Annotated in this window: 13 protein-coding genes; 11 read left to right on the plus strand and 2 right to left on the minus strand. The window is 53.8% G+C overall.

What is annotated here, in order from left to right; all coding sequences use genetic code 11:
* Positions 1–188 precede the first annotated feature (188 nt).
* The 5 genes from dgoR to ACLJPE_RS22210 all read left to right on the plus strand — a co-directional run bounded on the left by dgoR (position 189) and on the right by ACLJPE_RS22210 (position 4,921).
* Positions 189–878, plus strand: coding sequence for a D-galactonate utilization transcriptional regulator DgoR (gene dgoR / locus ACLJPE_RS22190; RefSeq protein ID WP_000174317.1), 690 nt, complete (start codon positions 189–191; stop codon positions 876–878).
* Positions 875–1,753, plus strand: coding sequence for a 2-dehydro-3-deoxygalactonokinase (locus ACLJPE_RS22195; RefSeq protein WP_000127129.1), 879 nt, complete (start codon positions 875–877; stop codon positions 1,751–1,753). Before dgoR ends, ACLJPE_RS22195 begins: the two co-directional genes overlap by 4 nt.
* Positions 1,737–2,354, plus strand: coding sequence for a 2-dehydro-3-deoxy-6-phosphogalactonate aldolase (locus ACLJPE_RS22200; RefSeq protein ID WP_001198741.1), 618 nt, complete (start codon positions 1,737–1,739; stop codon positions 2,352–2,354). Before ACLJPE_RS22195 ends, ACLJPE_RS22200 begins: the two co-directional genes overlap by 17 nt.
* The gene (dgoD, locus tag ACLJPE_RS22205; protein WP_000704735.1) at positions 2,351–3,499 is read left to right on the plus strand and encodes a galactonate dehydratase; all 1,149 of its coding nucleotides are present in this window, start codon (positions 2,351–2,353) and stop codon (positions 3,497–3,499) included. Before ACLJPE_RS22200 ends, dgoD begins: the two co-directional genes overlap by 4 nt.
* 84 nt (positions 3,500–3,583) lie before the next feature.
* Complete coding sequence (locus ACLJPE_RS22210) at positions 3,584–4,921, plus strand: MFS transporter (RefSeq protein ID WP_000253524.1); 1,338 nt, start codon at positions 3,584–3,586, stop codon at positions 4,919–4,921.
* Positions 4,922–4,946: 25 nt separating this feature from the next.
* Here ACLJPE_RS22210 and torS read toward each other — a convergent pair whose 3' ends face one another.
* The gene (gene torS, locus ACLJPE_RS22215; RefSeq protein ID WP_052899414.1) at positions 4,947–7,682 is read right to left on the minus strand and encodes a TMAO reductase system sensor histidine kinase/response regulator TorS; all 2,736 of its coding nucleotides are present in this window, start codon (positions 7,680–7,682) and stop codon (positions 4,947–4,949) included.
* 79 nt (positions 7,683–7,761) lie between these two features.
* On the opposite strand from torS, the gene torT reads away from it, so the two are divergent.
* On the plus strand, positions 7,762–8,802 hold the full coding sequence (gene torT / locus ACLJPE_RS22220) for a TMAO reductase system periplasmic protein TorT (RefSeq protein WP_039514856.1): 1,041 nt from the start codon (positions 7,762–7,764) through the stop codon (positions 8,800–8,802).
* Here the strand turns inward: torT and torR are convergent.
* Positions 8,775–9,467 (minus strand): two-component system response regulator TorR, encoded by a 693-nt coding sequence (gene torR, locus ACLJPE_RS22225; RefSeq protein WP_001562512.1) that lies wholly within the window; start codon positions 9,465–9,467, stop codon positions 8,775–8,777. The two genes, torT and torR, sit on opposite strands and share 28 nt — an antisense overlap.
* A gap of 129 nt (positions 9,468–9,596) precedes the next feature.
* On the opposite strand from torR, the gene torC reads away from it, so the two are divergent.
* From torC to ACLJPE_RS22250, 5 genes are all read left to right on the plus strand, one after another.
* Positions 9,597–10,781 (plus strand): pentaheme c-type cytochrome TorC, encoded by a 1,185-nt coding sequence (torC, locus tag ACLJPE_RS22230; protein WP_001230254.1) that lies wholly within the window; start codon positions 9,597–9,599, stop codon positions 10,779–10,781.
* On the plus strand, positions 10,771–13,323 hold the full coding sequence (gene torA / locus ACLJPE_RS22235; RefSeq protein WP_052893998.1) for a trimethylamine-N-oxide reductase TorA: 2,553 nt from the start codon (positions 10,771–10,773) through the stop codon (positions 13,321–13,323). The genes torC and torA overlap by 11 nt, the downstream gene beginning before the upstream one ends.
* Entirely contained in the window at positions 13,316–13,948 is a 633-nt protein-coding gene (gene torD / locus ACLJPE_RS22240; protein ID WP_039514928.1) for a molecular chaperone TorD, read from the plus strand. Before torA ends, torD begins: the two co-directional genes overlap by 8 nt.
* A 189-nt stretch (positions 13,949–14,137) precedes the next feature.
* Positions 14,138–15,538 (plus strand): cytochrome-c peroxidase, encoded by a 1,401-nt coding sequence (locus ACLJPE_RS22245; RefSeq protein ID WP_052893999.1) that lies wholly within the window; start codon positions 14,138–14,140, stop codon positions 15,536–15,538.
* A gap of 5 nt (positions 15,539–15,543) precedes the next feature.
* Positions 15,544–15,880, plus strand: a 337-nt coding sequence (locus ACLJPE_RS22250; RefSeq protein WP_139770513.1) for an ATP-binding cassette domain-containing protein, incomplete at its 3' end; no start/stop codon positions are given.

The following is a 15,880-nucleotide window of genomic DNA, read 5'->3' on the forward strand; positions in this document are numbered from 1 at the left end:
TACGTCTTATAACGTTCCCATAACCAATTGTCGTTTTTGTGATCTAAATTGTAGTACAACATAATTGTGTTGTACTACATTAATGACATGATAACGACGGTTGATATCACGCTAGTACTACAAAATTGCGGCGTAATTCAGCTATCGCGGTAAAGTAAGAGAGTTCACATCGAGCACAAGGACTCTCTATGACTCTCAATAAAACCGATCGCATCGTTATCACGCTGGGCAAACAGATTGTCAGCGGTAAATACGTACCCGGTTCGGCGCTGCCAGCGGAAGCGGATCTGTGCGAGGAGTTTGAAACGTCGCGCAACATCATTCGCGAAGTGTTTCGTTCGCTTATGGCGAAGCGGCTAATTGAAATGAAGCGCTATCGCGGCGCGTTTATCGCACCGCGTAACCAGTGGAATTATCTCGATACCGACGTGCTGCAATGGGTGCTGGAAAACGACTACGACCCGAGGCTTATCAGCGCGATGAGCGAAATACGAAACCTGGTGGAGCCAGCAATAGCACGCTGGGCGGCGGAACGGGCAACATCAAGCGATCTGGCTGAAATTGAGTCGGCGCTAAACGACATGATTGCCAACAACCAGGACCGGGAAGCGTTTAACGAGGCGGATATTCGCTATCACGAGGCAGTGTTGCAGTCGGTGCATAACCCGGTGCTGCAACAGTTAAATGTAGCGATCAGCTCGCTACAGCGAGCGGTATTTGAACGGACCTGGATGGGCGATGCGGCCAACATGCCGAAAACGCTCCAGGAACATAAGGCGCTATTCGATGCGATACGGCATCAGGATGGCGATGCGGCAGAGCAGGCGGCATTAACCATGATCGCCAGCTCGACACGAAGGTTAAAGGAAATCACATGACAGCTCGCTACATCGCAATTGACTGGGGATCGACCAATCTGCGCGCCTGGCTTTACCAGGGCGACAAATGCCTGGAGAGCAGGCAATCAGAAGCAGGCGTTACACGCCTGAACGGTAAATCTCCTGACGCGGTGTTAGCAGAAGTCACAACACACTGGCGCGACAGCGCCACCCCCGTGGTAATGGCGGGCATGATCGGCAGTAACGTAGGCTGGCAAAATGCGCCTTATCTGCCGGTTCCCGCCCTGTTCTCCGCTATTGGCGAACAGTTAACTGCCGTTGGCGACAACATCTGGATCATCCCCGGATTGTGTGTCTCACGCGAGGATAACCACAACGTGATGCGCGGCGAAGAGACGCAACTGCTTGGCGCCCGCGAACTTTCTCCTTCTTCTGTCTATGTCATGCCCGGCACGCATTGCAAATGGGTACAGACTGATACGCAACAAATTCATGATTTTCGTACTGTGATGACAGGCGAACTCCATCACTTGTTGCTGCGTCACTCGCTGGTCGGGGCTGGTTTGCCGGAACAGGAAGCTTCTGGCGACGCCTATGCCGCGGGGCTGGAGCGCGGTCTTAATTCTCCTGCCGTCCTGCCTTCTCTTTTTGAGGTTCGTGCCTCGCACGTGTTGGGACATCTTGCGCGTGAGCAGGTCAGCGACTTCCTCTCCGGCCTGTTGATTGGCGCGGAAGTCGCCAGCATGAGCGAATCCTTCGCGGCGCAACAGGCTATCACTCTCGTCGCTGGACCCGCGCTGATCTCACGTTACCAACAGGCGTTTCGTGCTATTGGGCGTGATGTTTCAACCGTGGATGGCGATATGGCATTTCAGGCTGGAATAAGGAGCATCGCTCATGCAGTGGCAAACTAATCTCCCTCTCATCGCTATCTTACGCGGTATTACGCCCGATGATGCCCTGGCGCACGTTGGCGCGGTGGTGGATGCGGGATTTGACGCTATAGAAATTCCGCTTAACTCCCCACAGTGGGAAAAAAGCATTTCTTCCGTGGTGAAGGCGTATGGCGGCAGGGCGCTTATTGGCGCTGGTACCGTACTGAAACCGGAACAGGTAGACCAGCTTGCCGGGATGGGCTGCAAGCTGATCGTCACGCCAAATATCCAACCGGAGGTGATCCGCCGGGCAGTGAGCTATGGCATGACCGTGTGTCCGGGCTGCGCCACGGCAACAGAAGCCTTTGCTGCGCTGGATGCTGGCGCACAGGCGTTAAAAATTTTCCCATCATCGGCGTTTGGTCCGGGCTACATCAGCGCGCTGAAAGCGGTACTTCCGCCGGATGTTCCGCTATTTGCCGTCGGCGGCGTGACGCCGGAAAACCTGGCGCAATGGATTAAAGCCGGCTGTGTGGGCGCGGGATTGGGTAGCGATCTCTATCGCGCCGGGCAATCCGTTGAACGCACCGCGCAGCAGGCTGCGGCATTTGTTAATGCGTATCGAGAGGCAGTGAAATGAAAATAACTCACATCACCACGTACCGTTTACCTCCACGTTGGATGTTCCTGAAAATCGAAACGGATGAAGGCGTGGTTGGCTGGGGAGAGCCGGTCATTGAAGGTCGGGCACGTACTGTAGAGGCGGCAGTACATGAGTTTGCCGATTACCTGATAGGGAAAGATCCGGCGCGTATCAACGACCTGTGGCAGGTAATGTACCGGGCCGGTTTTTATCGCGGCGGCCCGATTATGATGAGCGCCATCGCCGGTATTGACCAGGCATTGTGGGATATCAAAGGCAAGGTGTTGAATGCGCCGGTCTGGCAGCTCATGGGCGGCCTGGTGCGCGACAAAATCAAGGCCTATAGCTGGGTGGGCGGCGATCGTCCGGCAGACGTCATTGACGGTATTGAAAAATTGCGCGGTATTGGTTTTGACACCTTCAAGCTGAACGGCTGTGAAGAGATGGGCGTGATTGATAATTCCCGTGCGGTGGATGCGGCGGTCAATACCGTGGCGCAAATCCGCGAAGCTTTCGGCAGTGAAATTGAGTTTGGGCTCGATTTCCACGGTCGCGTTAGCGCGCCGATGGCTAAGGTGCTGATTAAAGAACTGGAACCCTATCGTCCGCTGTTTATTGAAGAGCCGGTGCTGGCGGAACAGGCGGAATATTATCCGCGCCTGGCAGCGCAAACGCATATTCCGATTGCCGCAGGCGAGCGTATGTTCTCGCGTTTTGAATTTAAACGCGTGCTGGACGCGGGCGGGCTGGCGATTCTACAGCCGGATTTATCCCACGCGGGCGGCATTACCGAATGCTATAAAATCGCCGGAATGGCGGAAGCATATGACGTGGCGCTGGCACCGCATTGCCCGCTGGGTCCAATCGCCCTGGCTGCCTGCCTGCATATCGATTTTGTTTCGCGCAACGCGGTATTCCAGGAGCAGAGCATGGGCATTCACTATAACAAGGGCGCGGAGCTGCTCGACTTTGTGAAAAACAAAGAAGACTTCAGCATGGACGGCGGCTTCTTTAAACCCTTAACCAAACCGGGTCTTGGCGTAGACATTGACGAGGCCAGGGTGATTGAACTTAGCAAAAGCGCGCCGGACTGGCGTAATCCGTTGTGGCGGCACGCTGACGGATCGGTAGCCGAGTGGTGATCGCCACGCTGTAGGCTCAACAAACGTCGCCCTCCGGGCAACCCAATTTAAATATAAAAACACACCCTCTGTAATTTACAGGGCATGGTGAGCGGCCTCGCTATGCCCAGAATCTGGAGACAGATGACGATGGATATTTCAGTTACAGCAGCACAGCCGGGGCGTCGCCGCTATCTGACGCTGGTGATGATCTTTATTACCGTGGTGATTTGCTACGTCGATCGCGCCAACCTTGCCGTGGCTTCCATGCATATTCAAAAAGAATTCGGCATTACCAAAGCGGAAATGGGCTATGTCTTCTCCGCTTTTGCCTGGCTCTATACGTTATGCCAGATCCCTGGCGGCTGGTTTCTCGACCGTATTGGGTCCCGGCTGACCTATTTTATCGCTATCTTCGGCTGGTCAGTCGCGACGCTATTGCAGGGATTTGCGACGGGACTATTGTCGCTTATCGGCCTGCGCGCTATTACCGGGATTTTCGAGGCACCAGCCTTTCCGGCAAATAACCGGATGGTCACTAGCTGGTTTCCGGAGCATGAGCGCGCATCCGCAGTCGGGTTCTACACCTCCGGACAGTTCGTCGGACTGGCATTCCTTACGCCGCTGCTGATCTGGATTCAGGAAATGCTGAGCTGGCACTGGGTCTTTATCGTCACCGGCGGTATCGGGATTATCTGGTCATTGGTCTGGTTTAAGGTTTATCAACCGCCGCGTTTGACGAAAAGCCTTAGCCAGGCGGAGCTGGAGTATATTCGCGATGGCGGCGGTCTGGTGGATGGCGATGCGCCAGCGAAAAAAGAGGCCCGCCAGCCGTTGACGAAAGCCGACTGGAAACTGGTGTTCCATCGTAAGCTGGTGGGCGTCTACCTCGGTCAGTTCGCCGTAAACTCTACGCTATGGTTCTTTCTGACCTGGTTCCCTAATTATCTGACCCAGGAAAAAGGCATTACCGCGCTAAAAGCGGGCTTTATGACGACCGTACCGTTCCTGGCTGCCTTTTTTGGCGTACTGCTCTCCGGCTGGCTGGCGGATAAACTGGTGAAAAAAGGCTTCTCGCTGGGCGTGGCGCGCAAAACGCCGATTATTTGCGGTTTGCTCATCTCCACGTGCATTATGGGCGCTAACTACACTAACGATCCGTTGTGGATTATGGCATTGATGGCGATAGCTTTCTTCGGCAATGGATTTGCGTCCATTACCTGGTCGTTAATCTCTTCCCTTGCGCCGATGCGGTTGATTGGCCTTACCGGCGGTATGTTTAACTTTATCGGTGGGTTGGGCGGGATTAGCGTACCGTTAGTGATTGGTTATCTGGCGCAAAGCTACGGTTTTGCTCCGGCGCTGGTCTATATCTCCGTTGTGGCTCTGCTGGGTGCGCTGTCTTACATCCTGTTAGTGGGCGATGTGAAACGCGTCGGATAAGTTGGCCGTGGCGAGCCGGAAGCTATTATGGCGAAGGATGACTGGCTATCCATGCGTCGAGTGCCGTCACTCCCTGCGTCACGATAGTTTTAATATCTATATCGCTAAGCGGTTGCAATTCCAGCTCCCGACAGGCTTCGGTTGCCTGCGTCATCCCCAGGCTGGCGCAGCCGCTTTTTAATTTATGCGCCAGCCGCTTAATGTTAACGTCGTCATTCATGGCGCGCGCCGCCTCGATCTCCTCGACTAAAGGCAGCGCGCTGTCTTTGAATAAGGCGACCCATTGCCGGAGTTTTTCCGGGCCGACAGACGCCATATCGCCGGCAAGCTGATGTTCATTCAGCATCGCCCGCGCGTTGTGAGATTTGCCCTGTAAATAGTGCGCTATCATGCGGTAAAGCTCCTCGCGGGGAACGGGCTTTTGAATAATCCCGCAGAAAAGACCGGCGGTACGCTGACGAAGATTATCGTCTATCACATGCGCGCTAAAACCAATGCGTTTCATGGCGGGATACAGGCTCATCAACTGCTGCGCCAGGGTTAAGCCGTCATAATCCGGTAAATCAAAATCCACCAGCGCTACATCAAAGGACTCGCCTTCAGCTAAACAGCGTAGCGCGTCATTCGCGCTTTCAGCTACTGAGACCTTCACCCCTTTACCCGTGAGCATTTCAGCGGTAATACGCTGCGTCAGCATATTATCTTCAATCAGCAACAGACGTAGCCCGTTAAGATTTATCGGTTCCCTGAACGCATTTTTGCTTGCGGGTTTGGGGTGGCGAACCGGCAGTTGTAAGCGAAAACAACTGCCAACATGAAGCGTACTGGTGACGGTTAGCGTCCCGCCCATCGCCTCTGCCAGGCTGGCGCTGATAGCCAGCCCCAGGCCCGTCCCGCCCCGGCGTCCTGTCGCCTGCACAAACGGTTTGAAAATAGCCGTCAGCTTCGCTTCAGGAATACCGCATCCGGTATCTTCAACCTCAATAAACCAGCTCTGATCGTCGCAAAACGTGCGCAGCACTATGCTGCCGCGATCGGTAAATTTCGCCGCATTACTTAAAAGATTAATCACAATTTGACGTATCCGGCGCGGATCGCCTTGTAGCGTGGAGGGGAGTTGCTCGCTAAAGTCGGCGATGAGCGCAACCTGCACGCGGCTGTGCATTAAATGCAGCGCGCTATTCAACAATTGTCGCGGTTCAAACGGTTCCTCGCTAATAGAAACGTTGGTACCGCCTACTTCAATCGCCGAGTAATCCAGAATATCGTTAAGAATCGCCAGTAGCGATTCGCCTGAATCATTAATGGCCTGTAAGTCGTCGCGGTAGTTTGCCATGAGCGGTTTATCGGCCAGCAATTGTACCGTACCGAGAATGCCGTAAAGCGGCGTGCGAATTTCATGGCTCATGGCGGCAAGGAACGTCGATTTCGCCTCGTTGGCCTTTTCCGCTTCGGCGCGCGCCTGCCGGTGTTCCAGCACCAGCGCATGAAGCTCCGCCGTTTGCGATCGCACCTGTTCCGCCAAATCCTCACGATGGCGGTTTAATTTGCGCACGTTGGCGCGAAACGCTTCCATCAGACGGCTGATGGTATCCAGTTCGCTGACGCCAGCCGCCTCCGGAAACGGTGAGTCAATATCGCCCTCCAGTAGCCGCTGTAAGGCCTGCGTTTGTTGCGCCAGCGGGCGGGATACGGAACGGTAAACCACTCGCCAAAGAATAAAACTTAATGAGCACAGCGCCAGGATACCTAAGATCACTAACCCTATTTGCCCACGCTGACTGGCGTGTGTAAGACGCGCTAACCCAGCCTCGTTTCGTTTTTCGATGGCGTTCACCAACTGCGACACTTCCGTACTGAAGCGGGTAAACTGAAAGAGGTTATTGGCCATAAGCGTTTGAAGCTGGTCGCGGATGGCATTTTCCTTACGAAACAGGGTAACTAGTGTGGTGTACTGGTTTATTTTCTCCAGCGCGTCGGCGATTTGGGCGCGAACGGTAGGATCTTCTATACGCTGCTGGCGGCGGGATAAAATTTTAACCAACTGATTAAGTTTTTCATCGGTGTCCTCGGCATCGCTCAGCCCTTGCGCGTCTTTTAAGGTCACAATGAGCTGCTTAAACCGCAGGGCATTGACCCGCAACTCATTCATCTGATTCACATACTCAAGGTCGATATCAATCAATCGGTCAAGCGCGCGTTCAGCCTGATCCCCTTTACCGCTTTCGATAAGATCGTAAATACCGGCCTGGGTGGCGCCCGCAGATGTCGCTGCATTATTGGCCTGACCGTGAGCCAGGGCGGCAATGCTTTCCGCCGCCTCCGCAATCTGGCGGCTTAACTGCTGTTGCTGTGCGCGCAGCGTGAGAATTTCACCGACCAGCGTTCCCTGTTGCCCAAGCGTTTGCGCAATCTCTTTTTCTTGCCGGGCGATGGCCGAGGTATTAAATCCCTGCTCGCTTAATGCCTGCAAAAGATGGTTAATTTTAAGGCTTTGCGCTTTCAGCATCTTCCCCTGCGCCAGCCAAACGCCCTCACTGTCGGCATTGGTCAGATTTTGCGCGGAAAAGAGCTCGTAAGCGCTGGCTTCGCTTAACTGCCTGGCCATATTCATCGTAGGAAGCAGCGCTTGCGTATTGGTTTGTTCCACCTGACTAATGACGCGCAGGCTTATCCAGCCGATCACGGTGCTGAGCAGGGTGAGTGCCGCCATCAGGGCGAAGGCCAGCCATAATCTGCGGGTCAGTGAAGGCGTTGACATTTATGCGCCGCGGGTGAAATGGGTTGAGTTGCCGCCGGAAAAACCATTAGGATAAAACCTTGTTGCTGGTGGGGCTATCATGCGTGCGCTTATTTCGTTCTTTTTTTTGATAATCATCGTCTCGAATGTAGAAACGGCGTTAGCCGAAACCGGGCTGCTACACTGGACGCGCGCCGATCGGGCGATTCCCTGGCGGCAAACGTCAGTCAATGCGAGTAAACCCTGGAAACTGTGCGCATTATACCCCAGCCTGAAAGATTCTTACTGGTTGTCCGTCAACTACGGGATGCAAAAAGCGGCCAAATTGTATGGCGTTGATTTAAAAGTGCTGGAAGCGAATGGCTATCGGCAACTGGCGACGCAACAACAGCAAATGATGCAGTGCCGGGAGTGGGGTGCCGACGCTATTCTGCTTGGCAGCAGTACCGATCGTTTCCCGGAGCTGGAACGGTTTGCCGGTAATGTGCCGGTTATTGAACTGGTGAACATGATTCACGATGCCAGTGTCGCAACCCGCGTTGGTCTGCCGTGGTTTCAGATGGGGTATCTGCCGGGACGTTTTCTGGTGCAGTGGAACAAAGGAAAAGCGCTTAACGTTTTACTCTTCCCGGGGCCGGAAGAAGCCGGCGGCAGTCAGGAGATGGTGGCGGGTTTTCGTCAGGCAATTAAAGGCAGCGCCATCAACATTGTGGATATCGCCTGGGGCGATAACGACATTGAAGTGCAGCGAAACTTACTCCAGGAAATGCTGGAGCGCCATCCGGACGCCAATGTGGTCGCCGGGTCGGCGATAGCGGCGGAGGCGGCGATGGGCGAAGGGCGAAATTTGACGACTCCGCTCACGATCGTCTCATTTTATCTGACGCATCAGGTTTATCGCGGTTTAAAACGCGGCCATATCTTGATGGCGCTCAGCGATCAGATGGCCTGGCAGGGAGAATTAGCGATAACGCAGTCGATTAAGGTCTTACAGGGGCAACCGGTGCCTGAAAATATCAGCCCGCCGGTGCTTATTTTGACGCATAACAACGCTGACAGCGCGCGCGTTCGCCGTTCGCTATCGCCTCCGGGATTTCGGCCCGTCTATCTGTATCAATACACCTCCGAGGCTAAAAAGTAGCCTTCGCCATGCTGTGTGACCAGCAGTTCCGGCGTAATTTTATGGCGTAAGCGGCGAACCAGGACATCAATTGTGCGGAGATCCGGAGTCTCTACGCGGCGGGCGGAAAGCATTCGCAGCAGGCGTTCACGATGCAGCACTTTGCCTGGGTTGGTCACAAAGGCCAGCAGTAGCTCGTACTCTGCGCGCGTAAGCTTAATGGCTTCACCATTGTGCTCCAGCGTGTGATTCATCACGTTCAGGCAGTAACCGGAAAACATATAGCAGTTTTCACTGGCATTTTGCGGCGTGGGGCGGGCCAGATCGATGCGCCACAAAAGATTTTTCACCCGCACTACCAGCTCGCGCAGTTCCAGCGGCTTGGTGACGTAGTCGTCCGCGCCCATCTCCAGTCCGACGATGCGGTCTATTTGGTCGCAACGCCCCGTCACCAGAATAATGCCCACCGTGGAACGTTCGCGTAGCGCCCTGGTCAGCATCAACCCGTTTTCATCGGGGAGGTTGATATCCAGCAGGATCAGCGAAACGTGCTCATGCTCCATGATGTCGCGCAGGCCCGCGCCGCTGTCGGTCACCGAAACGCGATACCCCTCCTGCTCAAAATAGGCCTGTAATCTGGCCTGAGTAACAGGTTCATCCTCAACAATAACAATGTGATGTGACATCCTGCGCGCGGTCTCTTTCTGTTCATATCTGTTCATATATTGCCGTATCCCGTTCATCCTGACCAGTGACGCTGTTCATATTTGCGGAATAAGATCTGCGCATTAAACCATATAATTACAGGGGCTATTATGCGAAAACTCTGGAGAGCGCTACTCAGGCCAAGCGCCCGTTGGTCGATACTGGCGCTGGTCATTGTCGGGATTGTGATCGGCGTTGCGCTGATCGTGTTACCTCACGTCGGTATCAAACTGACCAGTACGACAGAGTTTTGCGTCAGCTGCCATAGTATGCAGCCGGTGTATCAGGAATATAAACAGTCCGTACATTTCCAGAACGCTTCCGGCGTACGCGCGGAATGCCACGATTGCCATATCCCCCCTGATATTCCAGGCATGGTGAAACGTAAGCTGGAAGCCAGCAACGATCTTTACCAGACATTTATCGCCCACTCGATTGATACCCCGGAAAAATTTGAAGCCAAACGCGCCGAGCTTGCCGAGCGTGAATGGGCGCGCATGAAAGAGAATAACTCCGCGACCTGTCGTTCCTGCCATAACTACGATGCGATGGATCACGCGAAACAGAACCCGGAAGCGGCGCGGCAAATGAAAATCGCCGCGAAAGAAAATCAGTCCTGCATCGACTGTCATAAAGGGATTGCCCACCAGCTACCGGATATGAGCAGCGGTTTCCGCAAACAGTTTGATGAACTGCGCGCCAGCGCCAGTACGCATAATGACGGCGATACGCTCTATTCGCTGGATATCAAGCCGATTTACGCCGCTAAAGGTGATAAAGAACCGGCAGGTTCGCTGTTGCCTGCTTCTGAAGTGAAAGTCCTTAAACGGGACGGTGACTGGCTGCAAGTGCAAATCGAAGGCTGGACGGAGACGGACGGTCGTCAGCGCGTACTGACGCAGCTGCCCGGTAAACGTATTTTTGTCGCCTCGATTCGCGGCGATGTGCAACAGCATGTGAAAACGCTGGAAGAGACCACCGTCGCGGCGACCAATACTCAGTGGAGCAAATTACAGGCAACTGCGTGGATGCAAAAAGGCGACATGGTAAATGACATTAAACCGATTTGGGCCTATGCCGACTCCCTCTATAACGGCACCTGTAATCAGTGTCACGGCGCGCCGGACAAAGCGCACTTTGACGCTAACGGCTGGATCGGCACGCTCAACGGCATGATCGGTTTCACCAGTCTGGATAAGCGTGAAGAACGTACCTTGTTGAAATATCTCCAGATGAATGCGTCTGATACCACCAACACGCCGCACAGCGATAAGGGAGAACACAATGAAAAATAAGGACTCGTTACACGTCTCTCGTCGACGTTTTCTGGCGCAGCTTGGCGGTTTGACGGTGGCAGGAATGCTGGGGCCGTCACTGCTGACGCCCCGTAGCGCCCGCGCGGCGGATGCCGTTGCGCCAGGCGCCGCGACGAAAGAGGGTATCCTTACCGGTTCTCACTGGGGGGCGATTCGCGCCACGGTGGTTGACGGTCGATTTGTGGCGGCAAAACCGTTTGAACAGGATAAATACCCGTCCAAAATGATCGCTGGTCTGCCCGATCACGTCCACAACGCGGCGCGTATTCGCTATCCGATGGTGCGCGTCGACTGGATGCGCAAAGGTCATCAAAGCGACACCTCGCAGCGCGGCGATAATCGTTTTGTGCGCGTCTCCTGGGATGAAGCGCTGGATCTGTTCTATCAGGAACTGGAGCGGGTGCAAAAAACCTACGGGCCGAGCGCGTTACTGACGGCGAGCGGCTGGCAATCTACCGGCATGTTCCATAATGCCTCCGGGATGCTGGCGCGCGCGATTGCGCTACATGGCAATAGCGTTAGCACGGGAGGGGACTATTCGACCGGCGCGGCGCAGGTGATTCTGCCGCGCGTGGTGGGTTCAATGGAAGTGTACGAGCAGCAAACGTCATGGCCTCTGGTTTTACAGAACAGTAAAACGATTGTGCTATGGGGTTCTGATATGGTGAAAAACCAGCAGGCAAACTGGTGGTGCCCGGATCACGATGTCTATCAGTACTATGAACAATTAAAAGAAAAAGTTGCCAGCGGCGCTATCTCGGTCATCAGCATCGACCCGGTTGTCACCTCCACGCACGATTATCTGGGGCGCGATAAGGTCAAACATATCGCCATTAACCCGCAGACGGATGTCCCGTTACAACTGGCGCTGGCGCATACCCTGTACAGCGAGAAACTGTACGATAAAAATTTCCTCGATAACTACTGCGTCGGTTTTGACCAGTTCCTCCCCTATTTGCTGGGCGAAAAAGATGGACAGCCCAAAGATGCCGCCTGGGCGGAAAAACTGTGCGGTATTGACGCCGACACCATCCGCGCGTTGGCGCGGCAGATGGCGGGCGACAGAACGCAAATCATCGCTGGCTGGTGCGTACAACGTATGCAGCATGGCGAACAGTGGTCATGGATGGTCGTCGTGCTGGCGGCAATGCTGGGACAGATTGGTTTACCGGGCGGCGGCTTTGGTTTTGGCTGGCACTACAACGGCGCCGGGACGCCTGGTCGTAAAGGGATCATTTTAAGCGGCTTTTCCGGTTCGACGACCGTTCCGCCAGTACACGACAGCACGGATTACAAAGGCTACAGCAGCACCATTCCTATTGCGCGTTTTATGGATGCCATTCTTGAACCGGGCAAGGTCATTAACTGGAACGGCAAATCGGTTAAATTACCGCCGCTGAAGATGTGCGTGTTCGCCGGGACCAATCCGTTCCACCGACACCAACAAATTAACCGCATAATTGAAGGGTGGCGCAAGCTGGAAACGGTCATCGCTATTGATAACCAGTGGACGTCGACCTGCCGTTTTGCGGATATCGTTTTGCCGGCTACCACCCAATTTGAGCGTAACGACCTCGATCAGTTCGGCAACCACTCTAACCGCGGCATTATCGCCATGAAACAGGTGGTGTCGCCGCAGTTTGAAGCGCGTAACGACTTTGATATTTTCCGCGATCTCTGCCGACGCTTTAACCGTGAAGCGGCATTCACGGAAGGTCTTGATGAAATGGGCTGGCTGAAACGCATCTGGCAGGAAGGGAGCCAGCAGGGAAAAGGTCGCGGTATCCACTTACCGACTTTCGAGGTGTTCTGGAATCAACAGGAGTACATCGAGTTTGATCATCCGCAGATGTTTGTGCGCCATCAGGCTTTCCGTGAAGATCCGGACCTGGAGCCGTTGGGCACGCCAAGCGGTTTGATCGAGATTTACTCCAAAACGATCGCCGACATGCAATACGACGATTGTCAGGGCCATCCCATGTGGTTCGAAAAAATCGAACGCTCGCATGGCGGGCCGGGATCGCTGCGCTGGCCGCTGCACTTACAATCCGTCCACCCTGATTTCCGTCTGCATTCCCAACTGTGCGAGTCGGAAACGCTGCGTCAGCAATATGCCGTTGGCGGCAAGGAACCGGTCTTTATTAACCCACAGGATGCCAGCGCGCGCGGGATCCGCAACGGTGACATCGTGCGGGTATTCAATGCACGCGGGCAGGTACTGGCGGGGGCGGTGGTTTCCGATCGCTATGCGCCTGGCGTGGCGCGAATTCATGAAGGCGCCTGGTACGATCCTGATAAAGGCGGCGACATCAATGCGTTGTGTAAGTACGGCAACCCTAACGTATTAACGCTGGATATCGGTACATCACAGCTCGCGCAGGCGACCAGCGCGCATACGACGCTGGTGGAAATTGAAAAATATACCGGCCCTATTGATAACGTCACGGCGTTTAACGGTCCGGTCGAGATGGTCGCGCAGTGTGAATATGTACCCGCATCGCAGGGGAATCCGCATGATTAAGCAGCCAGCGCTTGCTCAGGAACAGTACGCCTGCGTATATGCATGGCTGGCGTTACTCTTTTTCCGGGAAGTGGATGATGAAGGGTTAATACAATTACAGTCCGCGGAGATCGCGGACTGGCTGGCGCTGTTAAAGCGTCAGCCTGCGCTGGCGGCGTCGGTGGCGTTACTCGAACAAAAAATTGCCGCGCTTAGCCTGCGCCAGGATGCGCAGCTGGAGCTGGCCGCAGATTTTTGCGGATTGTTCCTGATGACGGATAAAAAATCGGCGTTGCCCTACGCCTCGCAATACCCGCAGCAGGAACCCGGCATGATTAAACATTTATTGCTTGAAGCCGGGATGGAAGTCAACGACGATTTTAAAGAGCCGACCGACCACCTGGCGATTTATCTGGAATTACTCAGCCATTTACATTTTTCATTGGGTGAATCGTTCCAACAACGGAGAATGAATAAATTACGCCAGAAAACATTGTCGTCATTACTGGAATGGCTTCCGAAATTTACAAATAATTGCCTTAAGCATGATCCCTATGGTTTTTATGCTGCGTTAAGTCAATTATTGTTGGCTATCGTTCGTTTTGATGACGGAAAAGAGGATTTATCCATTGTTGCGGCTGAATAAACCCTGTGACGGGCATCGCAAAATAAATCTTACGATAGTCGGGGGTTATCATATCTATAGGTTTAGCCAATTGTAATTATTGATACCAATCAATATCCATGATGGGTTTGTATTTAGTATTGACGGGCCTCATGAGTAAAAAAATAAAATTTAATTAATCATGCCGCAATACCCCATAAGGATAGTGATATGAAAAAAATTACCCTCTATGCGACAACGGTTATCACCGTTGGGCTGTTATGTTATTTAGGTTTGTCCGGGTATGTATGGTATTACGACAAACAGCGCAGTAAAAAAAGCGATGTGCAGGCCTCGGTTGTGGGTGAAAATAATAAAATACTGGGTTATTTCAGGGAGAAAGGATGTGATTATTGTCATACGCCTTCCGCTGAATTACCTTTTTATTCCTCTTTTCCGGTGGCGAAGCAGCTAATGGATTACGATATCCAGCTTGGCTACAAATCGTTTAACCTGGAGGCGGTACGGGCCGCCCTGATTGCGGATACGCCGGTGCCGCAAAGCGAACTGAATAAAATTGAATGGGTTATGCAACATCAGACTATGCCGCCAACCCGCTATGTCGCGCTGCACTGGGCGGGGGGCGTCAGCGATAAAGAGCGTACTGACATCCTGAACTGGATAGCCGATCAACGTGAGCGCAACTATGCCAGCGCCGATACCGACGCCGCGCACCGGAATGAACCCGTTCAGCCTATTCCGCGCAATATTCCCGTCGATGCGAAAAAAGTCGACTTAGGTTTCCGTCTTTATCATGATGAACGTTTATCCGGCGACAGCACAATATCCTGTGCGCATTGTCACGCGTTAAATGCGGGCGGTGTCGATGGCAGAAAAACCTCAATTGGCGTTGGCGGTGCGGTAGGACCAATAAATGCGCCGACGGTATTCAACTCCGTATTTAATATCGAACAATTTTGGGATGGTCGTGCTGCAACCCTTCAGGCACAAGCAGGCGGACCGCCGTTAAATCCTATTGAAATGGCCTCTAAATCCTGGGATGAAATTATTAGCAAGCTTGATAAAGATCCTGTCCTGAAAAAAGATTTCCAGGCGGTATATCCGCAAGGATTTACCGGGGAAAATATTACTGATGCGATCGCCGAATTCGAAAAAACGTTGATAACGCCGGATTCCGCCTTTGATAAATGGCTACGTGGAGATGAAAATGCGCTGACCGCGCAACAGAAACACGGTTATCAATTATTTAAAGAGAATAAATGTGCAACCTGTCACGGCGGTATCATTTTAGGCGGGCGCTCTTTTGAACCATTGGGATTAAAGCGAGACTTTAATTTTGGCGAAATTACCGCAGCGGATATTGGTCGTATGAACGTCACCAAAGAGGTTCGCGATAAATTACGGCAAAAAGTCCCGGGCTTACGCAACGTCGCGTTAACGGCACCTTATTTCCATCGGGGCGACGTACCGACGCTGGATGGCGCGGTAAAACTGATGCTGCGTTACCAGGTTGACACCGATCTGCCGCAAAACGATATTGACGATATCGTCGCCTTCCTGGAAAGCCTGACCGGTGTTTATACGCCATATCAACCTGAATATGCGCAATGACAATGATGCTTGAAGCCAGAGATCTGTACTGCGAGCGGGACGAGAGGACACTGTTCAGCGGGCTGTCGTTCACCGTGGAGGCCGGGGAGTGGGTGCAGGTCACCGGCGGCAACGGCGCGGGGAAAACCACCCTGCTGCGCCTGCTGACCGGGCTGGCGCGCCCGGACGGCGGCGAGGTGTACTGGCAGGGCGAACCCCTGCGCTGCGTGCGCGACAGCTTCCATTCCGGCCTGCTGTGGATAGGGCACCAGCCGGGGATAAAAAACCGCCTGACGGCGCGGGAGAACCTGCACTTCTTCCACCCCGGCGACGGCGCGCGTCTCCCGGAGGCGCTGGCGCAGG

Origin of the sequence: Salmonella sp. SAL04196, assembly GCF_046550835.1 — a bacterium.
Lineage (GTDB): Bacteria > Pseudomonadota > Gammaproteobacteria > Enterobacterales > Enterobacteriaceae > Salmonella > Salmonella enterica.

Coding starts and splice junctions, on each gene's coding strand:
- torC (WP_001230254.1), top strand. CDS start 9,597: ATGCGAAAACTCTGGAGAGCGCTACTCAGGCCAAGCGCCCGTTGGTCG.
- torS (WP_052899414.1), bottom strand. CDS start 7,682: ATGTCAACGCCTTCACTGACCCGCAGATTATGGCTGGCCTTCGCCCTG.
- torT (WP_039514856.1), top strand. CDS start 7,762: ATGCGTGCGCTTATTTCGTTCTTTTTTTTGATAATCATCGTCTCGAAT.
- ACLJPE_RS22200 (WP_001198741.1), top strand. CDS start 1,737: ATGCAGTGGCAAACTAATCTCCCTCTCATCGCTATCTTACGCGGTATT.
- torA (WP_052893998.1), top strand. CDS start 10,771: ATGAAAAATAAGGACTCGTTACACGTCTCTCGTCGACGTTTTCTGGCG.
- dgoR (WP_000174317.1), top strand. CDS start 189: ATGACTCTCAATAAAACCGATCGCATCGTTATCACGCTGGGCAAACAG.
- ACLJPE_RS22195 (WP_000127129.1), top strand. CDS start 875: ATGACAGCTCGCTACATCGCAATTGACTGGGGATCGACCAATCTGCGC.
- ACLJPE_RS22245 (WP_052893999.1), top strand. CDS start 14,138: ATGAAAAAAATTACCCTCTATGCGACAACGGTTATCACCGTTGGGCTG.
- dgoD (WP_000704735.1), top strand. CDS start 2,351: ATGAAAATAACTCACATCACCACGTACCGTTTACCTCCACGTTGGATG.
- torR (WP_001562512.1), bottom strand. CDS start 9,467: ATGTCACATCACATTGTTATTGTTGAGGATGAACCTGTTACTCAGGCC.
- torD (WP_039514928.1), top strand. CDS start 13,316: ATGATTAAGCAGCCAGCGCTTGCTCAGGAACAGTACGCCTGCGTATAT.
- ACLJPE_RS22210 (WP_000253524.1), top strand. CDS start 3,584: ATGGTGAGCGGCCTCGCTATGCCCAGAATCTGGAGACAGATGACGATG.